At 61.1% G+C, this 25,423-nt stretch carries 23 protein-coding genes and 2 pseudogenes; 5 read left to right on the forward strand and 20 right to left on the reverse strand.

Annotated features, from left to right (window positions below):
* Nucleotides 1-63 precede the first annotated feature (63 nt).
* Nucleotides 64-1,074, reverse strand: a complete 1,011-nt coding sequence (gene pstS / locus AC0L3P_RS18685; RefSeq protein WP_473303784.1) for a phosphate ABC transporter substrate-binding protein PstS — start codon at nt 1,072-1,074, stop codon at nt 64-66.
* A gap of 268 nt (nt 1,075-1,342) precedes the next feature.
* Between pstS and AC0L3P_RS18690 the strand changes: the two genes are divergently transcribed.
* Entirely contained in the window at nt 1,343-1,657 is a 315-nt protein-coding gene (locus AC0L3P_RS18690; RefSeq protein ID WP_473303786.1) for a hypothetical protein, read from the forward strand.
* Between the two features lie 3 nt (nt 1,658-1,660).
* Here the strand turns inward: AC0L3P_RS18690 and AC0L3P_RS18695 are convergent, their stop codons facing one another.
* The 4 genes and pseudogenes from AC0L3P_RS18695 to AC0L3P_RS18710 all read right to left on the reverse strand — a co-directional run bounded on the left by AC0L3P_RS18695 (nt 1,661) and on the right by AC0L3P_RS18710 (nt 7,382).
* Nucleotides 1,661-3,628 (reverse strand): methyl-accepting chemotaxis protein, encoded by a 1,968-nt coding sequence (locus AC0L3P_RS18695; protein ID WP_473303788.1) that lies wholly within the window; start codon nt 3,626-3,628, stop codon nt 1,661-1,663.
* A gap of 279 nt (nt 3,629-3,907) precedes the next feature.
* Nucleotides 3,908-4,309: pseudogene (locus AC0L3P_RS18700) on the reverse strand (LysR substrate-binding domain-containing protein); the annotation flags it as partial.
* A gap of 706 nt (nt 4,310-5,015) precedes the next feature.
* Nucleotides 5,016-6,050, reverse strand: a complete 1,035-nt coding sequence (locus AC0L3P_RS18705; protein ID WP_473303792.1) for a PdxA family dehydrogenase — start codon at nt 6,048-6,050, stop codon at nt 5,016-5,018.
* Between the two features lie 18 nt (nt 6,051-6,068).
* The gene (locus AC0L3P_RS18710) at nt 6,069-7,382 is read right to left on the reverse strand and encodes a cation:dicarboxylate symporter family transporter (RefSeq protein ID WP_473303796.1); all 1,314 of its coding nucleotides are present in this window, start codon (nt 7,380-7,382) and stop codon (nt 6,069-6,071) included.
* Between the two features lie 135 nt (nt 7,383-7,517).
* On the opposite strand from AC0L3P_RS18710, the gene AC0L3P_RS18715 reads away from it, so the two are divergent.
* Nucleotides 7,518-8,471, forward strand: coding sequence for a LysR family transcriptional regulator (locus tag AC0L3P_RS18715; RefSeq protein ID WP_473303798.1), 954 nt, complete (start codon nt 7,518-7,520; stop codon nt 8,469-8,471).
* A 674-nt stretch (nt 8,472-9,145) separates the two neighbouring features.
* Here the strand turns inward: AC0L3P_RS18715 and AC0L3P_RS18720 are convergent.
* The 4 genes from AC0L3P_RS18720 to AC0L3P_RS18735 all read right to left on the reverse strand — a co-directional run bounded on the left by AC0L3P_RS18720 (nt 9,146) and on the right by AC0L3P_RS18735 (nt 13,275).
* A complete protein-coding gene (locus tag AC0L3P_RS18720) occupies nt 9,146-10,462 on the reverse strand; it encodes an MFS transporter (RefSeq protein WP_473303800.1) in 1,317 nt (438 codons plus the stop codon).
* A gap of 116 nt (nt 10,463-10,578) precedes the next feature.
* Nucleotides 10,579-11,292: a ribonuclease activity regulator RraA gene (locus tag AC0L3P_RS18725; RefSeq protein WP_473303802.1), complete on the reverse strand. Its 714-nt coding sequence runs from the start codon at nt 11,290-11,292 to the stop codon at nt 10,579-10,581.
* A 20-nt stretch (nt 11,293-11,312) separates the two neighbouring features.
* Nucleotides 11,313-12,110: an SDR family oxidoreductase gene (locus tag AC0L3P_RS18730; protein WP_473303843.1), complete on the reverse strand. Its 798-nt coding sequence runs from the start codon at nt 12,108-12,110 to the stop codon at nt 11,313-11,315.
* A gap of 25 nt (nt 12,111-12,135) precedes the next feature.
* A complete protein-coding gene (locus tag AC0L3P_RS18735; RefSeq protein ID WP_473303804.1) occupies nt 12,136-13,275 on the reverse strand; it encodes a mandelate racemase/muconate lactonizing enzyme family protein in 1,140 nt (379 codons plus the stop codon).
* Between the two features lie 90 nt (nt 13,276-13,365).
* On the opposite strand from AC0L3P_RS18735, the gene AC0L3P_RS18740 reads away from it, so the two are divergent.
* Both AC0L3P_RS18740 and AC0L3P_RS18745 read left to right on the forward strand, forming a co-directional pair.
* On the forward strand, nt 13,366-14,424 hold the full coding sequence (locus AC0L3P_RS18740) for a LacI family DNA-binding transcriptional regulator (RefSeq protein WP_473303806.1): 1,059 nt from the start codon (nt 13,366-13,368) through the stop codon (nt 14,422-14,424).
* Nucleotides 14,425-14,547: 123 nt separating this feature from the next.
* Nucleotides 14,548-15,495, forward strand: a complete 948-nt coding sequence (locus tag AC0L3P_RS18745) for a LysR family transcriptional regulator (protein ID WP_473303809.1) — start codon at nt 14,548-14,550, stop codon at nt 15,493-15,495.
* Here the strand turns inward: AC0L3P_RS18745 and AC0L3P_RS18750 are convergent.
* The 11 genes and pseudogenes from AC0L3P_RS18750 to trbB all read right to left on the reverse strand — a co-directional run bounded on the left by AC0L3P_RS18750 (nt 15,471) and on the right by trbB (nt 24,995).
* A complete protein-coding gene (locus tag AC0L3P_RS18750; RefSeq protein WP_473303811.1) occupies nt 15,471-15,707 on the reverse strand; it encodes a DUF2274 domain-containing protein in 237 nt (78 codons plus the stop codon). The two genes, AC0L3P_RS18745 and AC0L3P_RS18750, sit on opposite strands and share 25 nt — an antisense overlap.
* Before the next feature lie 5 nt (nt 15,708-15,712).
* Nucleotides 15,713-16,915 (reverse strand): TraB/TrbI/VirB10 family type IV secretion system protein, encoded by a 1,203-nt coding sequence (locus AC0L3P_RS18755; RefSeq protein WP_473303813.1) that lies wholly within the window; start codon nt 16,913-16,915, stop codon nt 15,713-15,715.
* Nucleotides 16,912-17,946, reverse strand: coding sequence for a P-type conjugative transfer protein TrbG (gene trbG / locus AC0L3P_RS18760; RefSeq protein WP_473303816.1), 1,035 nt, complete (start codon nt 17,944-17,946; stop codon nt 16,912-16,914). Before trbG ends, AC0L3P_RS18755 begins: the two co-directional genes overlap by 4 nt.
* Complete coding sequence (trbF, locus tag AC0L3P_RS18765) at nt 17,943-18,626, reverse strand: conjugal transfer protein TrbF (RefSeq protein WP_473303845.1); 684 nt, start codon at nt 18,624-18,626, stop codon at nt 17,943-17,945. The genes trbG and trbF overlap by 4 nt, the downstream gene beginning before the upstream one ends.
* Before the next feature lie 100 nt (nt 18,627-18,726).
* Entirely contained in the window at nt 18,727-19,956 is a 1,230-nt protein-coding gene (trbL, locus tag AC0L3P_RS18770) for a P-type conjugative transfer protein TrbL (RefSeq protein WP_473303820.1), read from the reverse strand.
* On the reverse strand, nt 19,953-20,309 hold the full coding sequence (trbK-alt, locus tag AC0L3P_RS18775; RefSeq protein WP_473303823.1) for a putative entry exclusion protein TrbK-alt: 357 nt from the start codon (nt 20,307-20,309) through the stop codon (nt 19,953-19,955). Before trbK-alt ends, trbL begins: the two co-directional genes overlap by 4 nt.
* A complete protein-coding gene (trbJ, locus tag AC0L3P_RS18780) occupies nt 20,309-21,040 on the reverse strand; it encodes a P-type conjugative transfer protein TrbJ (protein WP_473303825.1) in 732 nt (243 codons plus the stop codon). The genes trbK-alt and trbJ overlap by 1 nt, the downstream gene beginning before the upstream one ends.
* Nucleotides 21,037-23,479, reverse strand: a pseudogene (trbE, locus tag AC0L3P_RS18785) (conjugal transfer protein TrbE). The gene trbJ and the pseudogene trbE overlap by 4 nt, the downstream one beginning before the upstream one ends.
* Nucleotides 23,480-23,489: 10 nt before the next feature.
* Entirely contained in the window at nt 23,490-23,753 is a 264-nt protein-coding gene (locus AC0L3P_RS18790; protein ID WP_473303828.1) for a VirB3 family type IV secretion system protein, read from the reverse strand.
* Nucleotides 23,753-24,079 (reverse strand): TrbC/VirB2 family type IV secretion system protein, encoded by a 327-nt coding sequence (locus AC0L3P_RS18795; protein WP_473303831.1) that lies wholly within the window; start codon nt 24,077-24,079, stop codon nt 23,753-23,755. The genes AC0L3P_RS18790 and AC0L3P_RS18795 overlap by 1 nt, the downstream gene beginning before the upstream one ends.
* Before the next feature lies 1 nt (nt 24,080).
* Nucleotides 24,081-24,995 carry a P-type conjugative transfer ATPase TrbB gene (trbB, locus tag AC0L3P_RS18800; protein ID WP_473303847.1) on the reverse strand — a complete coding sequence of 305 codons (915 nt, stop codon included), beginning with the start codon at nt 24,993-24,995 and terminating at the stop codon, nt 24,081-24,083.
* 216 nt (nt 24,996-25,211) lie between these two features.
* Between trbB and AC0L3P_RS18805 the strand changes: the two genes are divergently transcribed.
* A partial coding sequence (locus AC0L3P_RS18805; protein ID WP_473303833.1) for a hypothetical protein occupies nt 25,212-25,423 on the forward strand: 212 nt, incomplete at its 3' end.

Consider the following 25,423-nt stretch of genomic DNA (forward strand, 5'->3'; position numbering starts at 1 on the left):
GCTTGCATAGAGAAGGACCATGCCCCTCAACTCGGAGGGGCATGGAATCCATCTTCGGAAGGCTTAGCTCTTGATCTCGGCAGCCCAGGTCTTCTCGACCAACTTCACGACGCTGTCGGGCATCGGAATGTAGTCAAGCTCTTCGGCCATCTTGTCACCCTTGTCGAAGGCGTACTTGAAGAACTTGATGGCTTCCTGAGAGGACGCCTTGTCGGTTGCGTCCTTGTGCATCAGGATAAAAGTCGAGGCAGTGATGGGCCAAGACTTATCGCCGGGCTGCTCGGTCAGGATGAGATAGTAGCCCGGTGCCTTCGTCCAGTCGGCGTTCGCCGCTGCAGCCTGAAACGCCTCAATGGTCGGCTGCACGGTCTTACCGTCCTTGTTGACGAGAGCGGTATAGGTCATCTTGTTCTGTTTGGCGTAAGCGTACTCGACATAGCCGATCGAGTTCTTGGTCTGGCTGACGTTGCCGGCAACACCTTCGTTGCCTTTCGCGCCTACGCCGGCGGGCCATTCGACCGCAGTGCCGGATCCCACCTTGCTCTTCCAATCGGCGTTGACCTTGGAGAGGTAGTCCGTGAAGTTGAAGGTGGTGCCCGAGCCGTCCGAGCGGCGAACGACGGTGATCGCATCCGAGGGCAATTTCAGGTTGGGATTGAGCTTCTTGATCGCAGCATCATCCCACTTGGCCACTTTGCCAAGGTAGATGTCGCCGAGCGTGTGACCATCCAGCACCAGCTCGCCGGGCTTGATGCCCTCGAGGTTCACCACCGGGACGATCGCGCCCATGACCATCGGCCACTGGACAAGGCCGTCCTTCTCGAGCTGCTCCGGCTTGAGCGGCGCGTCGCTGGCGCCGAAGGTAACGGTCTTGGCCTGGATCTGCTTGATGCCGGCGCCCGAACCGATCGACTGATAGTTAACGCCATTGCCCGATTCCTTCTTATAGGCATCGGCCCACTTGGAAAGGATCGGGAAGACGAAAGTGGAACCCGCGCCCGTGATGTCGGCAGCGAACGCCGGCGTCGACACGGCCAGCAGTGCGGCTGCGGCGATTGCCTTAACAAAATTCATGATGATCTCCATTGGGTGAGCGAAGCGCGGTGTGCGCCTGATCGCGCTCACGTGGCCCCTTTAGGAGCCGGCGTTACACCTTTTATGGAGGTTAGATGACAGTTGGATGACGGCAGCTTTTTCCCCAACTGGAACCGTCGGATGCGCCGTTTGCCACAGGTGCGGTAGCTAAAAACCTACGCGGCGGATTCCTGTCGTAAGCCTTTCACTTAGGCGTCTTACGATGCGTCCGGAGATTCCGACATAACCCGTCTGCAGGAGGAAAGCTGTGGATCTGCAATGGACCTTGGGGAACCTGATCATTCAGGCGGTGGCTGGGCTGGCCGGTGCCCATGCCGCTGCCGTCGCCGCCCACGAGCACGGATTTGGCTTTGTCGGGCACAGCCTTGCCGGCCTGGCCGCAGGAGCCCTCAGCGGCTTATTCCTTCAGAAACTGGCCATGACGGCGGTCTATGGCGGCGGCTACGCAATGCCGGTCACGCCGGTTGAGGCAGTCGTCGTTCAAGGGCTGACGGGTGCGGTCGCCGGCGGCATCGCGATGTTGCTGATCGGCTTCGTCAGACACGAAATGTCGAAGACCTAGCCCCTACGCGGCTCGCACCGAGACGAGGAAGCCCTCGACTGCCGACCGGAGCCGTTGGCTCTCGGTCGAGAGCGAGCGGGCGGCTTGCAGCACCTGGGTGGAGGCCGCTCCAGTCTCGACAGCACCCGTGCTGACCTTGGCGATGTTCGAGGCAACGTCGGCGGTGCCCCGCGCGGCCTGTTCGACGTTGTCGGCGATGCCACCCGTCATTTCGCGTTGCGCCTGCACGGCTTCGGAAATGTCCTCTGCGATCGCCGAGATTTGCCCGATGGTGGTACCGACATCCTTGATGGCAGCCACTGAGTCCGTGGTAGCGACCTGCATGCCCTGAATTTGGGTCTCGATCTCCTCGGTCGCTTTCGCCGTCTGAGCAGCGAGCGCCTTCACCTCCTGCGCCACGATAGCGAAGCCCCTGCCCGCGTCCCCGGCGCGGGCCGCTTCGATCGTCGCGTTCAGTGCCAACAAGTTGGTCTGCGCGGCAACGGAGGTAATGAGCTGCACCACATCTCCGATACGCGAAGCTGCCCGGTTGAGATCCGCGATCCGCGTATCCGCTTTCTCCGCCCGCGAGACCGCCTCGGTCGATATCTGACGCGACCGATTCACGTGCTCCGCAACCTTCTGCACGGTCGAGGTCATCTCTGTGGTTGATTGAGCAACGGAGTTGACACTCGCCGAAGCTTCTTCCGAGGAGGCCGCGACGGTCGTCGACAGGCGCTGTGTTCCTTCGGCTGTCGCCGTCAATTTGGTCGCGGCGGATTCCAGCATAGAGGCATTCGAGGAGACCGTGTGTATGATATTGCCGAGGGTCGCCTCGAAATCGTCTGCGATCTTCTGCATCTCGCGCTTCCGCTCCTGAGCGGCGTGTTCGTCGAGCCGCCGCTGCCTGTCCTGCTCGGCCTTCGCCTTCTCGACCGCGACGAGCTTGAAATTCTCAACAGCTTTGGCGATGTCGCCAATCTCGTCACGACGCTCAAGCCCGGGAAGAACCACATCGAGCTTGCCAGTCGCCAATTCGCGCATCGCATCGGCCAGACGGAGCAGCTGACGCGTGGCGAAATGAGCGCCAAAGAACGCGAGGGGAAGAACAATCAACAAGGCAAGTGCGCATTTGATCGCGAGCGAGCGCGCGAACTCCCATCTGGCGGTCTCGACGTCGGAAAGCCCCGATACGAAGCCGGCGGTCATGCCCTCGCCGACATCGCTCGGCAAATAGACCAGGCGGGCTCGGAATGGTTTGTCGAGCACGGAGAGGTCCGTCGTCGCTGCCGTTCCGGCGGAGGCGGTTTTGGTTGCTTCTGCAGGCACAGCCACTTCGACGTCCTTGCCGAACGTCGATGCCGTCACTTTCCCCCGCGAGAGGAACACAACGTCAAGGCCCGTTCGGCTCTTGAGCTCGTCGGCGGACGCTTGGTTGAAATAGGATCCAATTTTGAGCGTACCGACGACCTTGTCCCCCGCGAGAACCGGCCTCACACTGTCTTCTGCAGCTTCGCCGGTTGTCGGCGAAACGGTAAGTCCGCGAGCCAGCTTTCCATTCAGGGCATTGCGTATTTGCGGTTGGGCAGACTTGTCATCACCACGCTTTGCGGGATTGTGCCCGCGCTGCATGACGACGCCCTTTGCGTCAGTCACTTCTAGCGTTGCGAGGGCCTGATCGTTGCTGTGTATTGCCTTGAATTCGCGAACAGCGAACGCTTCGAGGCCCGTGGGGTTGACCTGTTGCAGAGCGGTTATCAACTCGGGATTGCGCGAGAGCACGTCCGCATAGACATTCATGCGATTGCCGACCGAAGCAAGCGCCTCAAGGCCTACACCCGCGCCCGCAGCGAGACGCTGGCCATGGCTATCCTCGATAGATCGGCTCATTGCCGCGAAGGATAGAGCCCCCGCGGTGATGACGCCCGCAGCAAACATGGCCGCGGCCGCGAGGCCGGCCTGCATTTTCAGCGATCGGATCGAGGAGCTCATGAAAACGGTTCCCGAAAGAAATTGCTGCAATTCTCGCGAGGATCGCAGAGATTCCTTAAGGAAGCGGAACGAGCACGCTGATTGGACGGCCCGACAAGACCAAACCGAGGGCGCGACTTGATGATGTTAAGAAAGTCGAACGTTGCATAAGGCGCATGTTCAACTTTTCGAACATGCTCGTTTACTGATAGAAGGTGCATATCGGCTTAGCTCAACGCTGAGATCATGGTCCCATGCCGTATTCCGCGTAAAGCGTTATTCGCCCCGGTCGCACAGTACTCAAACAGCTGGGGATGTCGGAGGATTGGAGCCGATCAAATGCGCAACGAAAGGAGGTACTGCGGCGTCGCCCATGCCGCGCCAGATGACGAAAATGTCCTTGTGCAGTTCTGGAACGACCGGAATCGCCCGCAGGCTACCGCTCGCGACCTCCTCTGCGACAGTCGATCGCAGCACCAGGGAAACGCCGAGGTTCGCCTTCACCGCCTGCTTGACCCCTTCAGTGCTGCCAAGCTGCAATGAAGAAACCCGAGGCCTTGGCTGGCCCGGCTCAAAATAGGCGTCAAGCAAGCGGCCGGTCCCGGTGCCCGGTTCGCCACCCAGTAGCTGAAGGGTTGCGAGCTCACGCTTCGGAATCTCCCGACGATTCGCCATGTGATGCGTCGGCGGGATGACGACGGCGAGGGGCTCGCGCCGCTATTCCTTCCAAAGAAAGCCGGGGGCCCGTCCCACCATTCCATCACGGCCACGTCGACTTCTGAATTCGCGAGTCGACCACTGGCTCGATCCCAAGAAGCGGTGCCGATCAAGGGAGCAACTGCGATCAGATGGAGGCCATCCCATGCGTCCCGAACGCAGTGAACATCTTCTAAGTTATTGATGTTTATTGTGTCGTGGTCGTCCCCATCCTGCTTTGTTCACGTTCATTTCACCCAATTCGTGGCGGTTTCATTGCGGCGTTCTTGAACGAGAACGGGGCTCGATGGGCATAGGCACCTCTGCATGCGCTGCGGGATCTCCAGCCAAGGTTTAAGTGACAAGGACCATCTTCGCGCGGTTAGTGTGCTGAGGGCTGTGCGCCGCTATCGCTGATCTGTCGGGGTTTCGAGTCAGTGGTCCACTACATCGTGGTTGGGCGGAGAGAGTGTCAGCCAATCCCGATTGAAAGTTGAAGGATCAAGCATTTTCGACTTTCTTAGACCAAAACCCACTCTTCGAGCTGCCGCCCGAAACGCCCTCGTTACCGAGCAGCAACCGTCTCAAATTGCTATCCAAGCGATTGCCTAAGCGCCATCGTTCTCAACGCCACTTGTCCAAAGTGAAGCGCCTGCGGGATAGGCATCCGGAATAAGCCCGCCTGTTTCGCAGCTGCTCACCGCCACTGCGATCAGTGTGCATAGGCGGCATCGTTCACCTTGATCGACACCAGCTTTGCGGCAAGACGCACCGCGCTCTCTAGCGCTCCGGTGTTGGCAACGCCGGTTCCGACGATATCGAACGCCGTGCCATGTGACGGCGTGGTGAAGACGGTCTCGAGCCCGGCGGTGACGGTCACGCCGCGGTTGAATCCGCGCAGCTTGGTCGCGATCTGCCCCTGGTCGTGATACATCGCGACCACGCCGTCGAACTCGCCGTTGAATGCACGAATATAGACCGTGTCGGCGGGATAAGGTCCAGTGCAGGCGATGCCGGTCTTCGCGGCAGCTTCGACGGTCGGGCGGATCATCTCGATCTCGTCGCAACCGAACAACCCGTTCTCGCCGGCATGCGGATTAAGGGCTGCGACCGCAATGCGCGGCTTGGCAACGCCCGCTCGCTTCATCATGCGGTTGAGTAGCTCGATCGCATCGGTGATGCTTTCCGGATTGATGCCGTCGAGTGCTTCGCGCAGCGACTGATGCCCCGTGACGCGCGACATCCATTGCCCGTCGAGCACGTTCATCTCCGAGAAATAGGCATTGTGCCCGAGCAGGCTCGCGAACATCTTGTGCTCGTCGGGGAACTTCCAGCCACCGTCGAACATGGCCCGCTTATTCAGCGGCGCGAAAGTGATGGCATCCACCTCGCCCTCCCTGGAGAAGTCGATCGCGCGCGACAGCGTTTCGCCGGTCAGTCGACCGGATTCGGCACTGGCCATACCCAGCGGGATTTTGCCGGGATCGGTATTGCCGAGATCGACCATCTGCACCGCGCCGCGGCTCCAATTTGCCGCCTTCGGAGACGCAACCCGCTCGATCTTCAGCTTCACGCCGGCATGTTCCATACCTATGTCGAGCACGCGGGCATCGCCGACCACGATGAGGCGCGCGACGTCGGCGAGGCGATCGTCGGAGAGGATGCGCGCGATCTGTTCGGGCCCGATGCCGGCGCAATCACCCGGGGTCAGCGCGATGACGGGCAGTTCGTTGGTGCTGGTAGCCATATTGGAGACCTTGGATCCTTACTTCGCTTGCTGGAGTTGTGCGGCGGACTGAGCCCAGTCCTCGCGATTGAATTCGCCGTCCCATTTTGCGACCACGATCGAGGCGACCGCGTTGCCAATGGTGTTGGTGATGGCGCGGGCTAGCGACATGAAGCGGTCGATGCCGAGCAGTAGCGCCAGTCCTTCCGCCGGCAGGCCAGCGGCGACGACTGTCGCGGCGAGTGCTGCGAACGCGCCGCCGGTGACACCGGCCGCGCCCTTGCTGGTGAACAGCATCACCACGAAAAGGCTCAGCTGCTGCGCGGCCGACAGCTCAATGCCGTAGACCTGGGCGACGAAGATGGTGGAGAGCGGCAAAGTCAGCGCGACCCCGTCGAGATTGAAGGAATAGCCAGAGGGAATGACGAGGCCGGCCACTGCGCGACCGACGCCCGCCTTCGGCAGCTTTTCCATGATGCCGGGGATGGCGGTCTCCGACGACGAGGTGCCGAGCACCACGAGCAGCTCGGTGCGGAGCAGGCGCAGGAGGTCCATCAGGCGAATGCCAACCAGGCGGCAGATCGTGCCCAGGATAACGAAGATGAAAAACGCCATCATCGCCCAGGCGGTGCCAACCAGAAGCGCCAGCGCATAGAGCGTGGTCGCGCCGAATTTCGCCACCGTGAACGCCATGGCCCCAAAGGCGCCGATCGGCGCCAGCGCCACCACGACATGGACGACGCTGAAGACGAGCTCGGTGATCCGCTCCAGGCCCGTTCGCAACGGGGCTGCGTTGTCCCCCAGCAGCAACAGAGCGATGCCGCACAGCAGCGCCAGCACGAGAACCTGAAGCACGTCGCCGGCCGCGAACGCGCCGACAAAACTCTCCGGCACCATGTGCTGGATGTAGGCCGACAGCGATCCGAGATGGGCTTGCTGATAGCGCGCGACCGTCTCGGCTTGCTGCGCCGTTGCGTGTGCGACGCCCGCACCGGGCTGCACCCAGCGGACGACGACGAAACTGATCAAGAGGCAAATCGTCGTCACCACCTCGAAATAGGCCAATGCCTTGAGTCCGATGCGGCCGACCGCCTTCAGGTCGCCGACCTGCGCAATGCCGGTAACCACGACCAGGAAGATCAGCGGCGCGATTGTCATCTTGATCAGCGATATGAAGACATCGCCGAGCGGCTTGAGCTCCACCGCAAGGTTCGGAAACAGGGCGCCGAGCAGCGCGCCGAGCGCAGCGCCTGCGACCACCAGGACATATTGCTCGCGCCACAGCGGCTTGCGGCGACGTTCGGACGTGGAGCTTGCTATGGATTCAGATAGCGGCGCGGCGGCGATCTGCAATGCACTTTCCTCCAACGATATTGGCATCACGCGTTGACCGCGCTTCGTTCTTGTCTTTCGATGGCGTTTACATTGGACCAGCAGCCTTTCCGGCGCTAATGCCGTATCGGTATGATTTGAGGACGAAACGTTATTATGGACATGGTCTGGCTGGAGGACTTCCTCGCCGTCGCCGAGGAAGGCGGGTTCTCCCGCGCCGCCGAGCGAAGGCATGTAACCCAGCCGGCGTTGAGCCGCCGCATCAAGTCGCTCGAGGAGTGGCTGGGCACACAGCTGTTTGAACGCTCGACCCACAACATCACGCTCACGGCTGCCGGCGAGAGCTTTCGCGCTGTCGCCGAAGACGTGCTGCGCAGGGTGCTGGTCGGACGCGAAGAGGCGCTTGAAGTCGCGCGGCTCAAAGCTGAGACCATCACCTTCGTCGCCACGCATTCGCTGTCGCAGACCTTCTTCCCGGAATGGATCCGCAACTCCGACGGTGCACGTGATGGCTCCGCGGTCCAGCTCGTCGCTTCGAATTTTGCCGGCTGCGAGAAGCTGCTGCTCGACGCGCAGGCGCAGTTCATGCTGGCACACTATCATCCGTCGCTGGTGAGCCGGCTCGATCCGGACCGCTTCCAGCGTATCGATCTCGCGACCGACGTGCTGATCCCGATCAGCGCGCCAGCGGCCAAGCCAGGCCACGGGGAACGCCGCAGCAAGAGCACGCAGCCTCGCTACGCCCTGCCCGGCGCAGCGGGCGCGCCGCTGCCCTATCTGGCCTATCATCCAGGCTCGGGCGTGGGACGGCTTGTCGCATCGTTCCTGGCGTTAAAGGAGCCGTCGGCCTGGCTCGCTCCCGGCTTCGCAGCGCCAGTCATGCTGCTGATCGACATGGCGCGCGAGGGGCGCGGCGTGACATGGGCACCGATGAGCCTCGTCCGCCCCGATCTCGACGACGGCCGCCTGCTGCGTGCGGGCGGCGGCGAATGGGATATTCCGATCAACGTCTCGCTGTTCCGTACCCGGGCTCGCATGACCCGAGCAGCCGAAAGTTTCTGGAACTCGGTGCGCAGCCCTGCAGGGAAGTCTGCGTCGTGGACGCCATAGCGGCGTCCAGCTTGCAGAATTCGTTCCGCGCTCAGTAATCCGAAGGCCCGGCGCAGCGCATCCGGCGGCATCCCGAGCTCTCGGGAATCGGTCGGGGTAGGCTCGAGGCCCGAAAGCAATGGGCTTGGCCTCTTTCCAGTAACCCCCCTCCTTTCCGCTCAGATCGCCTATGGGTCGGAGCGGGTCATTGGGCCACCTCCGCGACACCTTTCCGCGATGTGAGTACCTTCGAGCAGCTCAATTCTTGGCTCGCTCCAAGCGCGACCGCAACAGCGAGCCAGCATCTCTATGCTGCTCAGCGTCCATCATGCACTCTCACCAAACACGTGCTTGTGCAGACGTCGCAAGTGTCACCGGCGCATTTGGGCGCGAGTTGCAACACTCTTGAGAACGATTGAGCGAACTTGGACCACTTGTCGGGCCGGTCGCCCATAAAGGCTTAGCCAACCACAGCCGTTCAGGCTCCCCTCCCCCCGCGAAGCGGCCGCAGGGATGTCCTGTAAAAAGGCGGGCCCGGCAATTCAACCGGGCCCGTAGTTAGGCGTCGCGCATCCGACCAGGCGGGAGGTTGCCGGCCGCTCTGTTGTGAGAGAAATGTGCACGTCGCCGAGAAGGCACTCCGAATGCGACACTCTGATTAACAAGAGGCCTCAAGAACTCGCCGGGCCATCGTGCTAGCTCTTCGCGTCGAGCATGGAGTGGGTGTCGGCAGAATGTGATGGCACTGCTTTCGGCTTGACGATGATCAGCGTAGCAAGTGACGCTGCGAGTGAAATCGCTGCAAGTACGTACAGGCCCATCTCGAAGCTGCCTGACTTCTCCCTTACCCATCCCACCATTGTCGGCCCCAGGAATCCGCCGAGGTTGCCGATAGAATTGATCAGGGCGATTCCACCTGCAGCCGCGCTTCCCGTAAGGAACGTCGACGGCAACGCCCAAAACGGGGCTTTGGTGCCATAAATGCCTATGGCTGCCAGGGAAATAAACACTACCGCCACTTCAGAGCTTCCCACATAGGCAGCGCTGGCGAGCCCGGTGCCGGCCAAAGCGAGTGCCGAGAACAAGCTCCAGCGCCGTTCGTCGTAGCGATCCGAAAAATAGCCCCATGCAAGAATTCCGAGCGTGCCGAAGATGTAAGGTATGGAAGTAACGAGCCCCGTATGCAGATCAGAAAGCCCCAATCCTTTGATGATCTGTGGGAGAAAGAAGGCGAGCCCGAGGTTGGCCGTCGTGTTCGCGACATAGATCATCGCCAGTCCAAGTACCCGCGCATCGAGAAAGATCCTCCAGATCGAAGCCGCATGGCTTGCTTGAACAGCTTGACGCTCTCGCTCGATCGTCGCTTGCAGCCAAGCCCGTTCGCTCTCCAAAAGCCATTTGGCGTCGAGAGGACGATCCGGAAGCACCATCAGAACGATGAAGCCGACCACCGCGGTGGGCAATCCCTCGAGCAAGAAGAGCCATTGCCAACCATGTATCCCTCCGACGCCTTCGAGGAGCATGATGCTGGTTGAGAGCGGCGCTCCAATCCCGAGAGACAGAGGGATAGCGACTGAGAACACCGCGACCACACGCGCCCGGTAGATTGAAGGGAACCAGTAGGTCAGATACAGGATGATGCCAGGGAAAAAGCCAGCTTCGGCCGCACCGAGCAGAAAGCGCATGACAAGAAAGCTAGTCTCCCCTCTTACGAACACCATTCCCGCTGATACGAGCCCCCAAGTCACCATGATACGGGAGATCCAGCGCCGGGCTCCGAGCTTTTCGAGAATCAAGTTGCTAGGCACTTCGAAGAAGAAATAGCCCCAAAAGAACAAGCCGGCTCCGAGCCCATAAGTATAGGCAGAAAGGCCAATGTCCTTATTCATAGTCAATGCGGCGAAGCCAATATTGACCCGATCAATATAAGCGAGGAAGTAGCACAAGAGCAGTAGAGGCATCAGCCTCAGAAACGCTTTGCGAATAGTCGTCTTTTCGATATCGCCGGTCATGACTTTCCTCCTTGAGCTCGTTTTTGTCGCAGACGCCGACGGCTCTACTGGCCGTCTTGAGCAGCCTGCATGAGCGCGTGCAGACCTTTCTTTGAACTGCGGCAGCGAGAGTGCGGTCAGTGAGGTCTGGGTGGTTGGGCCCGGCTCACCTCAAAGCGAGCCTTGTTTTCGGGGTTCGGCGGATAAAGACCGGGCAGCGCTGCACCTCTATTCACTTCATCCATAATCCAGGCCTCCAGCGCCTCCTGATCAGGGGCCTCCTGCGCGATCTCGGCAACAAGATCCTTGGGCACCACAACTGCGCCGTCGCGATCAGCCACGATGAGATCGCTCGGGAAGATTGCGACGCCTCCGCAAGCAATCGGCTCCTGCCAACCCACAAAGGTCAGGCCAGCCACTGAGGGCGGTGCAGCCACACCGCTGGCGAAGACCGGAAGCTCCGTGCCAAGAACGCCGGTGACGTCGCGCATCACTCCGTCGGTTACCAAAGCCGCGACACCGCGCTTGGCCATTCGCGCGCATAGAATGTCCCCGAAAATTCCCGCATCGCGTACGCCCATGGCATCGACCACAGCTATTGCGCCGACCGGCATGTCTTCAATCGCCGCCCGCGTCGATCGCGGAGATGCCCAGGAAGCGGGGGTCGCGAGGTCTTCACGCGCAGGGACGAACCGTAAAGTGAAGGCCCTTCCGACAAATCTTTGGTCGACGGCTTGCAGCGGCTGCGGTCCGCGCATCCAGACGTTTCGCAGGCCCTTCTTCAGCAAAACGGTTGTGATCGTGGCTGTCGACAAAGCCCGGAAGATCTCGAAAATCTCCGTGTCGCTCATAGGTATTCCTCATTCTGGTGTTAGATGTTAGCGAGCAGCCCGCCATCAACGCGGATGACCGAGCCAGTGATGTAGGATGCTCGTTCGCTAGCGAGGAAGGCGACGGCGTCTGCGTACTCTTCCGGCCTGCCGTAGCGTTTCAACGGTATCGATCTCGCGCTTTCGGCCGCGACGTCTTCAATGGATTTTCCTTGGCGGCGTGCCTTCTGCTCGTCAAGAAACATGGTCCGCGCGGTTGCGATACGGCCGGGCACCAAGACGTTGGCCGTGACGCCATCGGCCGCAACCTCAGCCGCAAGTGTTTTCGACCAGCCGAGAAGCGTGGATCGAAGGGCGTTGGAAAATGCGAGATTTGGGATCGGCGCAACAACTCCCGACGACGTCGAGGTAATGATGCGACCGAAGCCTCGCGCGCGCATGCCGGGAAGCACGTAATCGGCGGTCGTTACGACGGATAGAACCATCATCTCGAACGCGCGCTGCCAAGCCGCAGAATCCTGACCACTCGCAGTCGCAGGCGGCGGTCCTCCAGTGTTATTTACGAGGATATCGACAGGTGCGAGTTCGCGCTCGATTCGGGCGAGATGCCGCCCAATGCTTGGGGTATCAGCAAGATCGAACACGACTGACAGCACGCGGGAGGCCTGACGGCCTCCCAATGCCTCGATTGCCTGAGCCGTTTCGGCAAGGGCCTGCGCGCTGATGTCGGCGATTGCAACGCCAGCACCTTCCCGCGCGAGTGCCACAGCAATCGCGCGTCCCAGTCCGCCACCGGCTCCGAGCACGAGGGCCGTTCGGTTTGCCAATCCTAGATCCATGATGCGGTTCCCATCTTGATCACGGTCAGGACCAGACGTCAGCGTCACAGCGGCCGATCGCGGCCTCGTCGAATCGGTAGCCAAGGCCCGGCGCGGTCGGAAGCTTGAGACCTGCTCCCTCGATCTCCAACTGGCGATCCACGATCCGCCGAAAGTTCAGCACTCTGTCATCGGCGAAAAACTCGACGAAACGTGCGTTCGGCGAAGAAGCGACGAGATGCACATGAACATCGTGAAACCAATGCGGGCACATGGTGGCGCCATAGGCATCGGCGAGAGCCGCGATCTTGCGGAATTCACTAACGCCGCCACAAACCAATGCGTCAGCCTGCAGAATCAACGCAGCTTTCTTGTCCAGCAGCTCTTTGAAGCGCCACCGGCCAGCCTCGATCTCACCAGTCGCAACTGGCACGCGCGTTCGGGCAGCCAGATCAGCGTGTGCATCGATTTGATCCGGACTAAACGGCTCCTCGATCCAGTAGGGGTCGTAGCTTTCGTAGCGTTGCATATACCGGAGCGCGGTTGGTACGTCGGACCACGCATTGTTGGCGTCGAGCATCAGAAGCACGTCGGGGCCGATTGCTTTGCGGGCTGCGGCGATCCTGGCCTCTTCATCGGCTGGCGAGAGCCGCCCGACCTTCATCTTCACTGCTTTGAAACCGATCGCGACGTAGGACTCCAACTCCTCGCCCAGCTTCTCCGGGGTCTTGCCTTCGAGGTAATAACCACCGCTGGCGTAAGCTGGGACAGTGTCGCGTGCTGCCGAGCCGAGATATTTATACAGTGGCAGTTTTGCGGACCGCGCGTTGCAGTCCCACAGAGCAGTATCCACGATGCTGATGGCACGCATCACGGAGCCTGCCCGACCGTGCAGTAGGGCTTCCTGATACATTTCCTGCCAGAGGATCTCGGTTTCGCAAGAATCGCGCCCCACAAGAAGGGGGCGGAGCAATTGGCGCACAGCTTCGCTCACAAGCGCCGCGGCGGCATGACCGCCATAGCAGTGCCCGATGCCTTCGACCCCCTCTTGGGTCCGGATTCGGACAAGCGCGTATTCACGCTGGGTGACCTGACGACGGGCAAAAGCAGTGGCCTGGTCCAAGGGGATCTTGACGGTACGGGCCTCGACGGAAGCAATCCTGGTCATTTCCTCGACTTTCTTCATGAAGTAAACGATTACTTCGGCGATCCGTATTGCAAGCCGGCGGTGGAGTCAATAACGAGGATTTCAGCAGATTTTACCGAGAGATTGGTGATGGAGCAGGGAACCCGACCGAGAAAGCGATTTCGCACGCCCCCAGAAGGCGCGCAGGTCAGCGTCATTGACGTGGCGCGCGCGGCGGGGGTCTCCACCGCCACGGTCTCTCGCGTGCTGAATGGGGTGACCACGGTTGCAGAAGATGCCGTGCAGCGGGTTCGGCGGGCTTGCCGCGACTTGAACTACATTCCGAACGGAGCGGCGCGTGCTCTTTCCTCGCGACGGACCCGGACCATTGGAGCCGTTGTCCCGTCGATCGAAAATTCGGGGTTTGCCGTGGCGATCGGTGCCTTGCAACGGTGGCTCGACGCAGCTGGCTATACCTTGTTCGTGGCGAGTTCTGACTATGATCCCATAGCGGAGCTACGAGAGTGCTCGCTCTTGATGGCTCGCGGCATTGACGGGTTGCTCCTCGTAGGTGGGGAACATCATCCTGAACTCGTTCCCATGCTTGAGCACCAGGAGCTCCCTTTCGTCGAGACCTGGACGCTCAGCGATACCCATCCCTGTGTTGGATTCGACAACGTTGAGGCGGCGCGTCGGCTCACCGAATATCTGCTTGATCTCGGTCACGTTGACATCGGAGTGATTGCCGGCCGGATGCTACACAATGACCGTGCAGCAAATCGCGTGGCTGGAGTTCGTCAAGCGCTCGAAGCGCGAGGCCTCAAGCTCCCAGCTGAGTGGATGATCGAGCGACCCTATCGTATTCTTGAAGGGCGGCTTGCCATGCGGAGTCTTTTAGCGCGAGCAACTCGGCCCACTGCGGTCATATGCGGCAATGATCAGCTTGCCTTCGGCGCACTCATTGAAGCCAAAGAAAGCGGCCTTTCTGTCCCGGAAGACATTTCCGTCACTGGATTCAATGATCTCGATTTCGCGGCCTACCTCGATCCTCCCCTTACGACCATATCCGTACCTGCGGACAACATTGGCGTTACCGCAGGGGAATATCTCGTCAATCGCTCGAATGGCAAAGCAGTACTGCGAGTGAACGAAATTCAAACCCGGTTGGTCGTCAGATCAAGCACCGGCCGCGTACGAAGTATCCACTAACACTCATTCGCCTCGAGGTTTGCCGCAGCTCAGGTGACAAAAGCGCCGCCGATTTTTTCTACCTGAGGTCGATCTTCCTGACCAAACATCCAACAGGGCAAGCCGCAGACGTCGGAATTGAACATGAAGAGAGCTGAGCAAGGTTACGCTAAGGCAGAAGCATCAAGGATTGAGCTGTTTCATCTTCGCTGCGCCATTGCGGCGGCTGACTACGGCAGCTTTCGCCGCGCCGCCGATGCACTCTCAACGCGTCATTCGGTCCTGAGTAGGTCGGTAAAGCGGTTAGAGGAACTGCTCGGCATAAGCCTTTTTACTCGCTCCAGCGCCGGTCTAAGTCTCACAGCGGAGGGGCGCAGCGTCCTCCGCATCGCACGTTTGATATTGGAACAGGTTGAAGTCCTTGCGGCTGCTGGGAGGCGGAGGATCGGACTTGCCCGCGAGCACCTCTCCGTCGGGTTCTACACCTCGATGTCATCGGGCAATCTGAGGGCCAGTCTGCTAGAATTCAAAAGGCGCTTTCCCGAAGCGGACCTCGCGACCGTCGAGAGGTCCCGATCGCGCCTACTTCATAGCCTCAAGACCGGTACACTCGATCTCGTCTTCATGACCGGGGCGGCTTCAATTTCCGGGGACGGTACAATTCCTTTGTGGAGCGAGCGGATCCTCCTTTCGCTGCCGAAGGGTCACCGTTTGACGAATGAAGAGTCGATTTTCTGGACCGATCTGCGCGGCGAAAAGCTCTTGCTGAGTCAGTACGATCCAGGCTCGGAATTTGAGGACCTGCTCATTTCCAAGCTGATATCCCCGACTGATCGGCCTTTGGTTGAATGGCACGACGTCAGTCGCGGAATAGTCAAGAGCTTGGTCAGCATGGGCTTTGGTATCAGCCTGGTCACCGAATCAGACATCGGGGCCAGCTTTGCGGGGCTCGTCTATCGAGAGCTGCGGGACGGCACAGGACCCAGCCAGATCGCATTCTCTGCGCATTGGCGAGCCGATAATGAAAACCCAGCCCTTAAAAAGCTGATCGGATTGCTCGCGGAGCTTTATCCGTCCTTGTCGGATCGCTGAGCCTGCCGGCGTGACTTGGAAAAAGCGCGATCGGTAGCCATAAACCTCGTGAGCATCGGAGCGATGAGCTTCGCTGGATCAACCGGTTGTCCACTCTGTTGAGCAATCAGATCCGCATAAGCGAGTAGATCTCGATGGACATTCGCAGGCAGTTCCGCACTAATCTTGACCGGCTTGTCGTCTGGGAGTGCGGCAATCTTCAACTTCGACACAACGTTCACCTCGCATAGGGCTGCAGGACCAAGTCGCGATTTACGATCACACGGACGGGAAATCCCGGACGGATCGTCAGGGTCGGCTGAATATTGAGGCTGCGCCGAACCACTTGCTGTCCAGTTTGGTTCAGTGAGTCGAAGGCACCATGCCTCAACGCCTGGATGATGGCGCTGTCGTTGCTATTGGTGTCGGACCCAGCACCTAGTTCTGTCCCCACTGCCAAGAACGTCGACAGCGCGGCCGCCTTGAACAGCTCACCCCAATGATTGTCGACCTGATCTTCGAGCCCCGCGTAGCCTGCGCTGTCAGCACCGGGCTGCCGCTCCAGAACGATCGAGCGGCCGTTCGGCATGATAAGCCGGGTCCAGACCAGCAGCACTCGCGACTGGCCAAACGAAACCTGGCTGTCATAATTGCCGATCAGCTTCGTTCCTTGGGGCACGAGCAAATGGCGACCGGTCGGAGTGTCGTATAAATTCTCCGTCACCTGCGCCGTGACTTGGCCGGGAAGTTCTGACCTTATCCCGGTGATTAGCGCTGCTGGAATCACCGTCCCGGCCTGCACAATGTACGGTGAAGCGGGCCTAGTGACTCGGTCAGGGCTCACCGTACGACGGTCCACAGACGCATTCACGAAGGCGAGTTTTCGGTCCTGTGCGTTTTGCGCAGATCCATCCTCTGTACTCGTTGCGTTCGGCGGCACGACGCGCTCGCCTCCAACAGCGCCGGGCGGACGCACTTCTCGCCCATTGGTCGAAGCGAACAGATGACTGATACGGGCTGCCTCGCTCTCTTGATCCCTGCGTTGCTGTTCCGCATCTCCGCCGGTCATCGGCGATTGGCCTTGAGCGGCCAGGATTGGTCGACCGAGGTCGCCTGGGAGCGGTGGACCAAGCTGCGGCACGCTTTGGCGTGAGACCCCAGTGTAATCCTTCGGCAGCGCCTCGATGCCATCGGCAAGATTGTGATGATCCGTGCTATAGAGCTCGTCGGTCGTCTGGTTGCGTGGGCGATTGCTTTGCAATGACCACAATACAGCTCCGCCGATAACCAGCAGGGCAACCGCGCTCCCTCCCGCCAGTACCTTGCGAGACAATCGGGTGACCCGCCGGGGTTCTGCTCGGAGGCGGAAGCTCCTGGATTGCTCCTCCGGTGTTTGCGGCGGAACGCCCCCCTCAGGATTGTTTTCGTTCTGCGTGTTCATGACGACGGCCTCCCGTCAGTCCTGACAATCCTGACCTTCTGCTGATGCTCACCCCCCAGCCGGAGTTCTGCGGCTGCAAACAGCCGGTCCACGATCAGCACATTGCCGTGGGCGCGATAGTTGACGAGTTCGGTCTTGCCGTCGGGGCCGATGACGAACAGGGGCGGCATCTCGCCCTGGACGATCCCTTGCGGGAATTCGATATAGACCTTTCGGCCGTCGTCATACGCTGCGAGCGGCCGCCAGGGTGGACTGTCGCCCTCGATCGCATAGCGAAACACACGCTGCGCTGGATCTGGAATGACGGGTCTGAGGGCGACTGAGCGCGATCGTTCGCGAACGGTTTCCGGATAGTACCAAGCAACAGACGGCATATAAGGCCGTTCGCGGGAGCGGAGCTCAATCAGGTAGGTGCGCCGGTCGGTATTGACGACAAGATTGGTCTCGATCGAAGCCCGGGTCGGCTTCACCAGAATGTGGACGCGGCGCGTATCCCCGCTCCCGCTCTCGGTATCGCCCACGACCCAGCGCACGGTATCTCCGGCCGCGATCGGTCCAGATCCCGTCAATTGCTCTCCCTCTTCCAGCGCAATGTCCGTGATCTGTCCGGGAGCGGCGTAGACCTGATAGAGCGCCCCCGGGCTGAAGGCGTAAATCTGCGCAGCGTTGAAGTATCCCCTTTTGCGCGGCTCGACGCGCGCCGCGCTGTTTGCTGTCTCAACCCGGCTCACGGGTTCAGCGTCTTCCTTCGCCCCCGACTTGCCCCCGAGAACGGGTTTCCAGAGCGGCGGAACGTGAAGTGGGCGAGATCGGTCTTCGAGCGCCACTGGAGGCGCCGGCAATGGCGGGACCTCGGCGTCATAGCTGATTTCCGGCGGAATGTAGGTGGCACATCCAGCGAGGGCTGATGTGCCAAGCAGCAGGGCTGGTAAAAGGGCTCGCCTCAAACCCGCGAGCTTGTACCTGCGCGAGCTGAACCTGCGGTCTTGGATCGGACCTTTTGAACTCATGTCACGCGTCGTCTTGATCACTGCCCCAGCTCCTTCGACCAGTTGATGGCGCGGACGTAGACGCCAAGGGGATTCTTGCGCAGGCGTTCGGCATCGCGCGGCGTCTCGATTGCCACCGTGAGAATCGCGGTCCAGCGCTCGGTCGCACTCAGCGAGCCATTCTCGTAGATGCGTTGGGTCCATGCGACCCGGAAGCTCTCAGAAGACGCACGGATGACGCTCGAGACATCGACGGAGATCTGCGCCTTGCCCAGCTTGGCAAATGGGTCATTGTTGCGTGCAAAATCGTTGAGCGCGGCCGCGCCACGATCGGTCGTAAAGTCATACGCTCTAAGCCAATTCTGGCGCAGAACGATGCCGTCGGCCGGCAAGCCTCTGACGTCCTCGATAAAGCGCGCCAGGTGATAGGCGATCTGAGCATCTGTGGGCTGGTAATCGATGTTGGCTGGCGCAACCCGCTGGGCCTGACCCAGGCGATCGATCTCGACGATCCATGGTGTGATCGATCCTTGTGCTGAGTGCCAGACAAGTCCACCGGCCAGGCCGCCCGAGAGCATGAGGCAACCAAAGGCCATCAAGCGCCAGTTCTTGGCCTGCACGCGAGCCGATCCAATGCGTTCGTCCCAGACCTGCGCTGCTTTTTGGTAGGGCGTGACCGGCTCGGGCATGCGCCCGTAGTGAACGGAAGGTCGTCTGAACATGGATAGTTGCCCCTGAGATCGAGTGATTGGCTTGGACTGGTGCGGCGTGCCGTTTGAGGCCCTGCTGGCGGCGGGTGGTAAATTGGCGGTTGGCTGGCTGTCAGCGCTCTCCTTCGGATAGATCAACAGACGAACCGCTGCCGCCATGATCGCCGGAGCGCACAGCATGACCGGCCGCCGACGCGCCGTGCTGAACGGCCTGGGCCCGCTTCATGCGCCGCGCCCAATCGGGTTGGCCCTCAGTGGACGTGCTCGCAGCCGGCTCGCCCGTCTGACCGCTGCCGGCGAATGCGGCCGCGGCTCGACGTAGCGGGCTCATCACAGCCGACCCACCCGCCTCCGCGACGCCAGCAAGGCCGCCGCTTCGATACGCCGCGGATGCGCCACTCACCATGGCTGCCCCACCACGCCCCGCACCGGCGAGCGCACCACCAGCAAGACCAGCACCACCGGCGGCAAGGCCGGCACCCGCCGCAACAACGCCGCCGGCAGCAAGGCCCGTCCCAATCGCGGCGCCGGCGCCGAGCTGGGGCCCGCCCGACACCAGGCCATTTGCGATTCCGGGACCGAAGATACCGAGACCCAGCAAGGAGAGCGCCGCGAGCACCAGCGTCATCGCATCTTCGATTGTAGGCTGCGCGCCGCCAAAGCCCGCCGTGAACTGCGAGAACAGGGTTGAGCCAATGCCCACGATGACGGCAAGGACCAAAACCTTGATCCCGGACGATATGACGTTGCCAAGGACCCGCTCCGCCGCGAAGGCCGTCTTGCCAAACAGACCAAAGGGTATGAGCACAAAGCCGGCCAACGTCGTCAGCTTGAACTCGATCAGGGTGACGAAGAGCTGGATCGCCAAAATGAAGAAGGCGAGCAGCACCACGATCCATGCGAACAGGAGAACAACGATCTGGATGAAATTCTCGAAGAAGCTGATGTAGCCCATCAGGTTCGAGATCGAATCGAGCATTGGCCTTCCGGCATCGAGCCCGACTTGGGCGATCTTTCCCGGCCGCAGGAAGTCTGATGCGGAGAGGCTCGAACCAGATGCCTTCAGCCCGAGACCGGCAAAGCTCTCGAAGACGATCCGTGCGAGGTTATTCCAATTACCGATCAGATAGGCAAAGACGCCAACGAACAGCGTTTTCTTGACGAGGCGCGCGATGATGTCTTCGTCCGTGCCCCAACTCCAGAATAACGCGGCGAGCGTGATGTCGATGGCCGCCAGCGTGGTCGCGAGATACCCGACCTCGCCACCTAAAAGCCCGAAACCGTTGTCGATGTAGCGGGTGAATGTCTCGAGGAACTGGTCGATGATGCCGGTGCCGGTCATGGCTTATCTTCCTCGGGCACTCCGGCGGACGGATATCCTTGCGGCATCCGGCTCTGATCTTTTGGCGCGGCTATCACGCCGGTTTCTGCGGCGGCAGCACCGTCCCGCTTGCCGAAGAAGCGACGGCGGTTTTCCGCCCAGACCTTCTGGCAATGCTGATAGTCCGCTGCATCTTCCGAAGAGATGGTGCGGCAGCGGGCGAGGTCGGAACGATCGACGTCTTTGGTCTGCTCTGCCGTTGGTGACGCAGAGGTTTCTTCCCCGCCACGGAGGTGAATTGCGCAGCCTGCGACCACCAGCACCCCGACTGAAATGAGTAGCGACAACGCCTTGAATGGGCCTGTGTCGGTCATCAGTGGAACATCCGCACGTCTTGGGATTGATAGCCCTGCCCCGGCGTCAAAAACCGCCGGAGCTGTTCTCGCCCCTGGTCTTGAGCTGCGGCGCGCTGCGCCGCTTCAAGGCTCTGCGCCCTGCCCTGTGCGGCGACAGTGGCGGTGAGGTCGGCAAGTTGTTGCGCCTGAAGCGCGAGGATCTGGTTGCCGGCCTGGGTCGCCTGCAGGGCGCCGCTGGCACTCTGGCTCGACGTCACGAGCGCCGATGTCTGGATGCGATTGGTGTCGAGGTTGCCGACGACACCGGCCTGGACCCGGAGCGAGTCCTGCAAAGCGGCGACCGAGTTTTGCCAGCGCGATTGAGCATTGCTGATCAGCAGCTGGCTGGACTGGCTGCCGCTCGCCGGCGCATAGCTGGTCGAGAACGCGCGGTCGATTTGCTCCACGTCGTAGGCGATGCGCTGGGCCTGGGCCAGCAATTGCTGTGTTCGCTGGATCGAGGATTGCAATTGCTGCAACGATGAATACGGCAGGCTTGCCAGATTCCTGGCCTGGTTGATCAGCATCTGCGCTTCGTTCTGCAACGAGGTGATCTGGTTGCTGATCTGCTGCAGCTCGCGCGCGGCGGTCAGCACGTTCTGGACGTAATTGTTGGGATCGAAGACGATCCACTGCGCCCGCGCCGGCGCCGTGACGCAAAACGTCAGGGCGATCGTGCCGGCGGCGGCAAATAGACCAAGGCACCTCATTGCGACTTCTCCAGATTGACGAGACCGGGAACCAAGTCCATGGCCCAGGCGGCGCCACGGTGCTGAAGCCAGGCGGGCACGAACCCGTCAGGTCCATGTTCGCCGACGAGCCGTGCGATGGCGGCCTGGTCTGTCTTGGATGAGGCCGCCGTGAATGCGAGGGCAACCTCGCCAAGGCCAAGTTCAAACATCCGGTTCCCGCGACGGGACTGGCAGTAATAGTCACGCTTGGGCGTGCCCCGGCTCAGAAGCTCGATCTGGCGATCATTGAGGCCGAAGCGGCGGTAGATGGCCGTGATCTGCGGCTCGATCGCCCGTTCGTTCGGCAGCAACAAGCGTGTTGGGCAGCTCTCGATGATCGCCGGCGCGATCGCCGAGCCATCGATGTCCGAAAGCGACTGGGTGGCGAAGATGACAGACGCATTCTTCTTGCGAAGCGTCTTCAGCCACTCGCGAAGCTGACCTGCAAAATCGTCGTCGTCGAGGGCAAGCCACCCTTCATCGATAATGAGAAGCGTCGGCCGGCCGTCGAGACGATCTCCAATGCGATGAAACAGGTAAGCCAGGACGGCCGGGGCCGCGCTCGTTCCGATCAACCCTTCGGTCTCGAACGCCTGGACGGAGGACTCGCCAAGGCGCTCGAATTCAGCATCGAGCAAGCGTCCGGACGAACCGCCCAGGCAATAGGGTTGAAGAGCACGCTTCAAGGAGTTCGATTGCAGGAGGACTGATAGGCCCGTCAGCGTGCGCTCCTCCCTCGGCGCCGATGCGAGGGAAGTGAGCGCCGACCACAGATGATCCTTGACCTCCGGGGTGATCTCGACCTTTTCCCGTGCCAGGATCGCGCGGACCCATTCGGTAGCCCATCCGCGCTCCGAAGGATCGTCGATCCAGGCCAGCGGCTGCAGCGCGACGGGCTGATCGCCTCCGTCAGACAAGGCACCACCGAGATCATGCCAGTCGCCACCCATGGCGAGCGCGGCCGCGCGGATCGAACCACCGAAGTCGAACGCAAACACTTGGGAGTTCGGATAACGGCGGAATTGCATCGCCATCAGCGCCAGCAGGACCGACTTGCCGGCACCTGTCGGCCCCACCACCAGGGTATGGCCGACGTCGCCGACGTGGAGCGAAAACCGGAACGGGGTTGAACCCTCGGTCTTACCGAACAGGAGCGGCGGGCCGCCAAAATGCAGATCGCGCGCCTCGCCCGCCCACACCGCCGACATCGGAATCATATGGGCGAGATTGAGCGTCGAGACCGGCGGCTGCCGCACATTGGCATAGACATGCCCTGGCAAACTGCCGAGCCACGCTTCCACGGCGTTCACCGTCTCAATCATGCAGGTGAAATCGCGCCCCTGAATGACCTTCTCGACCAGGCGCAGCTTTTCGTCCGCCGCATTTGGATCGGCGTCCCACACGGTGATCGTCGCCGTGACGAAGGCCTGCCCGATCTGGTCCGATCCCAGTTCCTGCAAGGCCGCGTCGGCATCAAGCGCCTTGTTGTGGGCATCGGTATCGAGCAGCGTCGATGCCTCGTTGGTCATGACCTCCTTGAGAATGGCCCCGATCGACTTCCGCTTGGCGAACCACTGGCGGCGGATTTTGGTCAAAAGCTTGGTGGCATCGGTCTTGTCGAGCATGATCGCCCGGGTCGACCAGCGGTACGAGAATGGCAGGCGATTGAGGTCATCCAGAATTCCCGGCGTCGTCGCTCCCGGAAAGCCGACGATCGTGAGAACTCGCAGATTGGCTGATCCCAGCGTCGGCTCTAGCCCGCCGGTCAGCGGCTGGTCTGCCAGCAGCGCATCGATGTACATGGGAATTTCGGGCACGCGAACCCGATGACGCTTGGTCGAGATCGTCGAGTGCAGGTAGGTCAGCGTGGCCTGATCATCGAGCCATGCGCATTCGGGCATGAACCCTTCCAGAAGCCCGAGTACGCGGCTGGTTTGATCGATAAAAGCCGCGAAGTACCTCGCGGGCATCGGCTCCAACGGTCCGATCGCGCCCTTCATAGAGCAGTCGCTCTGCCTTGGCTGCGCCCTCCTCCGGAGGTAGATAGAGGAAAGTCAGGAAGTAGCTGGACTCGTAGTGGGCGCCGGCCTCCTCGAACTGGGCCCTGCGCTCGGCGTCGACCAGCGCGGATGCTACATCCGGAAATGTGCTCGGAGGATAGCTGCCGGCAAAATGGCGCTGCGCCTCAACGAACACGGCCCAGCCGGATCCCAGGCGGCGAAGTGCGTTGTTCAGACGACCGGCGACCGCGACAAGTTCAGCTGGCACCGCGCTATCGAGGTCGGGTCCACGGAACTTCGCTGTCCGCTGGAACGAGCCATCCTTGTTCAGGATGATGCCCTCGTCGACGAGGGCGGCCCAAGGCAGGAAATCGGCAAGACGCGCATTGGAATGGCGATATTCGGCAAGATTCATCATGACCGAGAACTCAGAGGTTGAGATGACTGGGAATGCGCAGATGTCGGCGCACCACATCGACGAAGGCGGGATCGCGCCTGGCGGCCCAGACGGCGGCCATGTGACCGATGAACCAGAGGACGAGACCCGCGATCCACAACCGCAGTCCGAGTCCAAGGGCCGCCGCCAACGTGCCGTTGACGATCGCGACCGCCCGCGGCGCACCGCCCATCAGGATCGGTTCGGTGAGCGCCCGGTGAACGGGCACGAGAAAACCTGCGACCGCCTCGTCCACTAGATCACCACGCCGCCGCCGAAGGAAAAGAACGACAGGAAGAAGCTCGAGGCGGCAAATGCGATCGACAGACCGAACACGATCTGGATCAGCCTGCGGAAACCACCGGATGAATCGCCGAATGCGAGCGTGAGCCCGGTCACTACGATGATGATGACTGCGATGATCTTGGCGACGGGCCCCTCGACCGACTGCAGGATCTGATTGAGCGGCTGCTCCCACGGCATGTTCGAGCCGGCCGCCCATGCGGGCGCTGTCGTCAGCACAACAGGGCTGGCAGTCGCCAGCAAAGCAGCTTCTCGAAGAATACGGAATCGTGGACGCATGTCAGTCTCCTGCTGGTGAAAGGCTGTAGTCGCCGGCGGTCCCGAGCCCCGTCACGAGAGCGAGTTCTGCAAGGCGACGGTCAGCTCCGCGACCTGCGAGCACGGCGACGAGGTTGATGGTCTCGGCGATCAGGGCACGGGGAACCGTGACGACCGCTTCCTGGATGAGTTGCTCGAGCCGCCGCAGCGCGCCGAGCGCACTACCCGAATGAATGGTGCCGATGCCACCGGGGTGACCGGTGCCCCAGGCCTTGAGCAGGTCCAACGCTTCCGCACCGCGGACCTCGCCGATTGGAATCCGGTCAGGACGCAGGCGAAGTGAGGACCGAACGAGGTCAGACAACGTGGCTACGCCGTCCTTGGTCCGTAACGCTACAAGATTGGGCGCCTTGCATTGAAGTTCGCGCGTATCTTCGATCAGGACGACGCGATCAGCGGTCTTCGCTACCTCGGCCAGAAGAGCATTGGCCAGTGTCGTCTTGCCGGTCGAAGTGCCACCGGCCACCAAGATGTTCTTGCGATCGGCGACCGCACTCCTCAGGGCCTTCGCTTGCCTGGAGGTCATGGTCCCGGCGGTAACGTAGTCGTCGAGCGTGAACACAGCGACCGCGGGCTTGCGGATGGCGAAAGCGGGGGCAGCAACGACCGGAGGCAACAGGCCCTCAAAACGCTCGCCCGTTCCGGGAAGTTCAGCCGAGACGCGTGGTGAGCTTGCGTGCACCTCCGCGCCTACATGGTGAGCCACCAGACGAACGATGCGCTCGCCGTCGGCGGCAGACAAGGTTTCGCCAGTGTCCACTAGGCCACTCGACAGCCGGTCAATCCAAAGCCGCCCATCGGGATTGAGCATGACCTCGACGATCGCGTCGTCTTCCAGGTAACCTGCGATCGCCGCGCCAAGTGCGCTTCTCAGCATTCGCGCGCCGCGCGAACTCGCTTCCGATTGAATGGAATGGATTGCCACTGCCGTCCCCACCGAATGAGAGCGTCTGGAGCGTTCTCAGGTGGGTTGATTAGAAAAAGCACCGATGGATTTGGCGCAACAAGCGCTTACGGTAAGCGTAGATTGGCGTACAAAAAGAAAGACCGAAAGCTCATCTTCGCACCGCGAACCGAACCGGAGCGCTGCTGAATGCTGATGCTATTCATCGGCAAGCTCGCTGCGGACGTGGATCACCACTCCGAATCGGTATCCGCTGGCATCACCACGAGCAATTGTTCGTACGGCATGAATGTTTCGGCCTTGTCGGACAAGCAAGCAGGCAAGAAGAGCGGAATTGAACGCATCCGCCGCCCGAAGAATCCAAGCCATGGTAGAGCAAACCAGACGAACGCGATGATCTG

Source organism: Bradyrhizobium sp. WSM4874, assembly GCF_055811835.1.

What these genes read in the sequence shown, in the direction of transcription:
- pstS (WP_473303784.1), bottom strand. Translation starts at nt 1,074, where the DNA reads ATGAATTTTGTTAAGGCAATCGCCGCAGCCGCACTGCTGGCCGTGTCG.
- AC0L3P_RS18695 (WP_473303788.1), bottom strand. Translation starts at nt 3,628, where the DNA reads ATGAGCTCCTCGATCCGATCGCTGAAAATGCAGGCCGGCCTCGCGGCC.
- AC0L3P_RS18705 (WP_473303792.1), bottom strand. Translation starts at nt 6,050, where the DNA reads ATGGCTACCAGCACCAACGAACTGCCCGTCATCGCGCTGACCCCGGGT.
- AC0L3P_RS18715 (WP_473303798.1), top strand. Translation starts at nt 7,518, where the DNA reads ATGGACATGGTCTGGCTGGAGGACTTCCTCGCCGTCGCCGAGGAAGGC.
- AC0L3P_RS18720 (WP_473303800.1), bottom strand. Translation starts at nt 10,462, where the DNA reads ATGACCGGCGATATCGAAAAGACGACTATTCGCAAAGCGTTTCTGAGG.
- AC0L3P_RS18725 (WP_473303802.1), bottom strand. Translation starts at nt 11,292, where the DNA reads ATGAGCGACACGGAGATTTTCGAGATCTTCCGGGCTTTGTCGACAGCC.
- AC0L3P_RS18730 (WP_473303843.1), bottom strand. Translation starts at nt 12,110, where the DNA reads ATGGATCTAGGATTGGCAAACCGAACGGCCCTCGTGCTCGGAGCCGGT.
- AC0L3P_RS18735 (WP_473303804.1), bottom strand. Translation starts at nt 13,275, where the DNA reads ATGAAGAAAGTCGAGGAAATGACCAGGATTGCTTCCGTCGAGGCCCGT.
- AC0L3P_RS18740 (WP_473303806.1), top strand. Translation starts at nt 13,366, where the DNA reads ATGGAGCAGGGAACCCGACCGAGAAAGCGATTTCGCACGCCCCCAGAA.
- AC0L3P_RS18745 (WP_473303809.1), top strand. Translation starts at nt 14,548, where the DNA reads ATGAAGAGAGCTGAGCAAGGTTACGCTAAGGCAGAAGCATCAAGGATT.
- AC0L3P_RS18755 (WP_473303813.1), bottom strand. Translation starts at nt 16,915, where the DNA reads ATGAACACGCAGAACGAAAACAATCCTGAGGGGGGCGTTCCGCCGCAA.
- trbF (WP_473303845.1), bottom strand. Translation starts at nt 18,626, where the DNA reads ATGTTCAGACGACCTTCCGTTCACTACGGGCGCATGCCCGAGCCGGTC.
- trbL (WP_473303820.1), bottom strand. Translation starts at nt 19,956, where the DNA reads ATGACCGGCACCGGCATCATCGACCAGTTCCTCGAGACATTCACCCGC.
- trbK-alt (WP_473303823.1), bottom strand. Translation starts at nt 20,309, where the DNA reads ATGACCGACACAGGCCCATTCAAGGCGTTGTCGCTACTCATTTCAGTC.
- trbJ (WP_473303825.1), bottom strand. Translation starts at nt 21,040, where the DNA reads ATGAGGTGCCTTGGTCTATTTGCCGCCGCCGGCACGATCGCCCTGACG.
- AC0L3P_RS18795 (WP_473303831.1), bottom strand. Translation starts at nt 24,079, where the DNA reads ATGCGTCCACGATTCCGTATTCTTCGAGAAGCTGCTTTGCTGGCGACT.
- trbB (WP_473303847.1), bottom strand. Translation starts at nt 24,995, where the DNA reads ATGCTGAGAAGCGCACTTGGCGCGGCGATCGCAGGTTACCTGGAAGAC.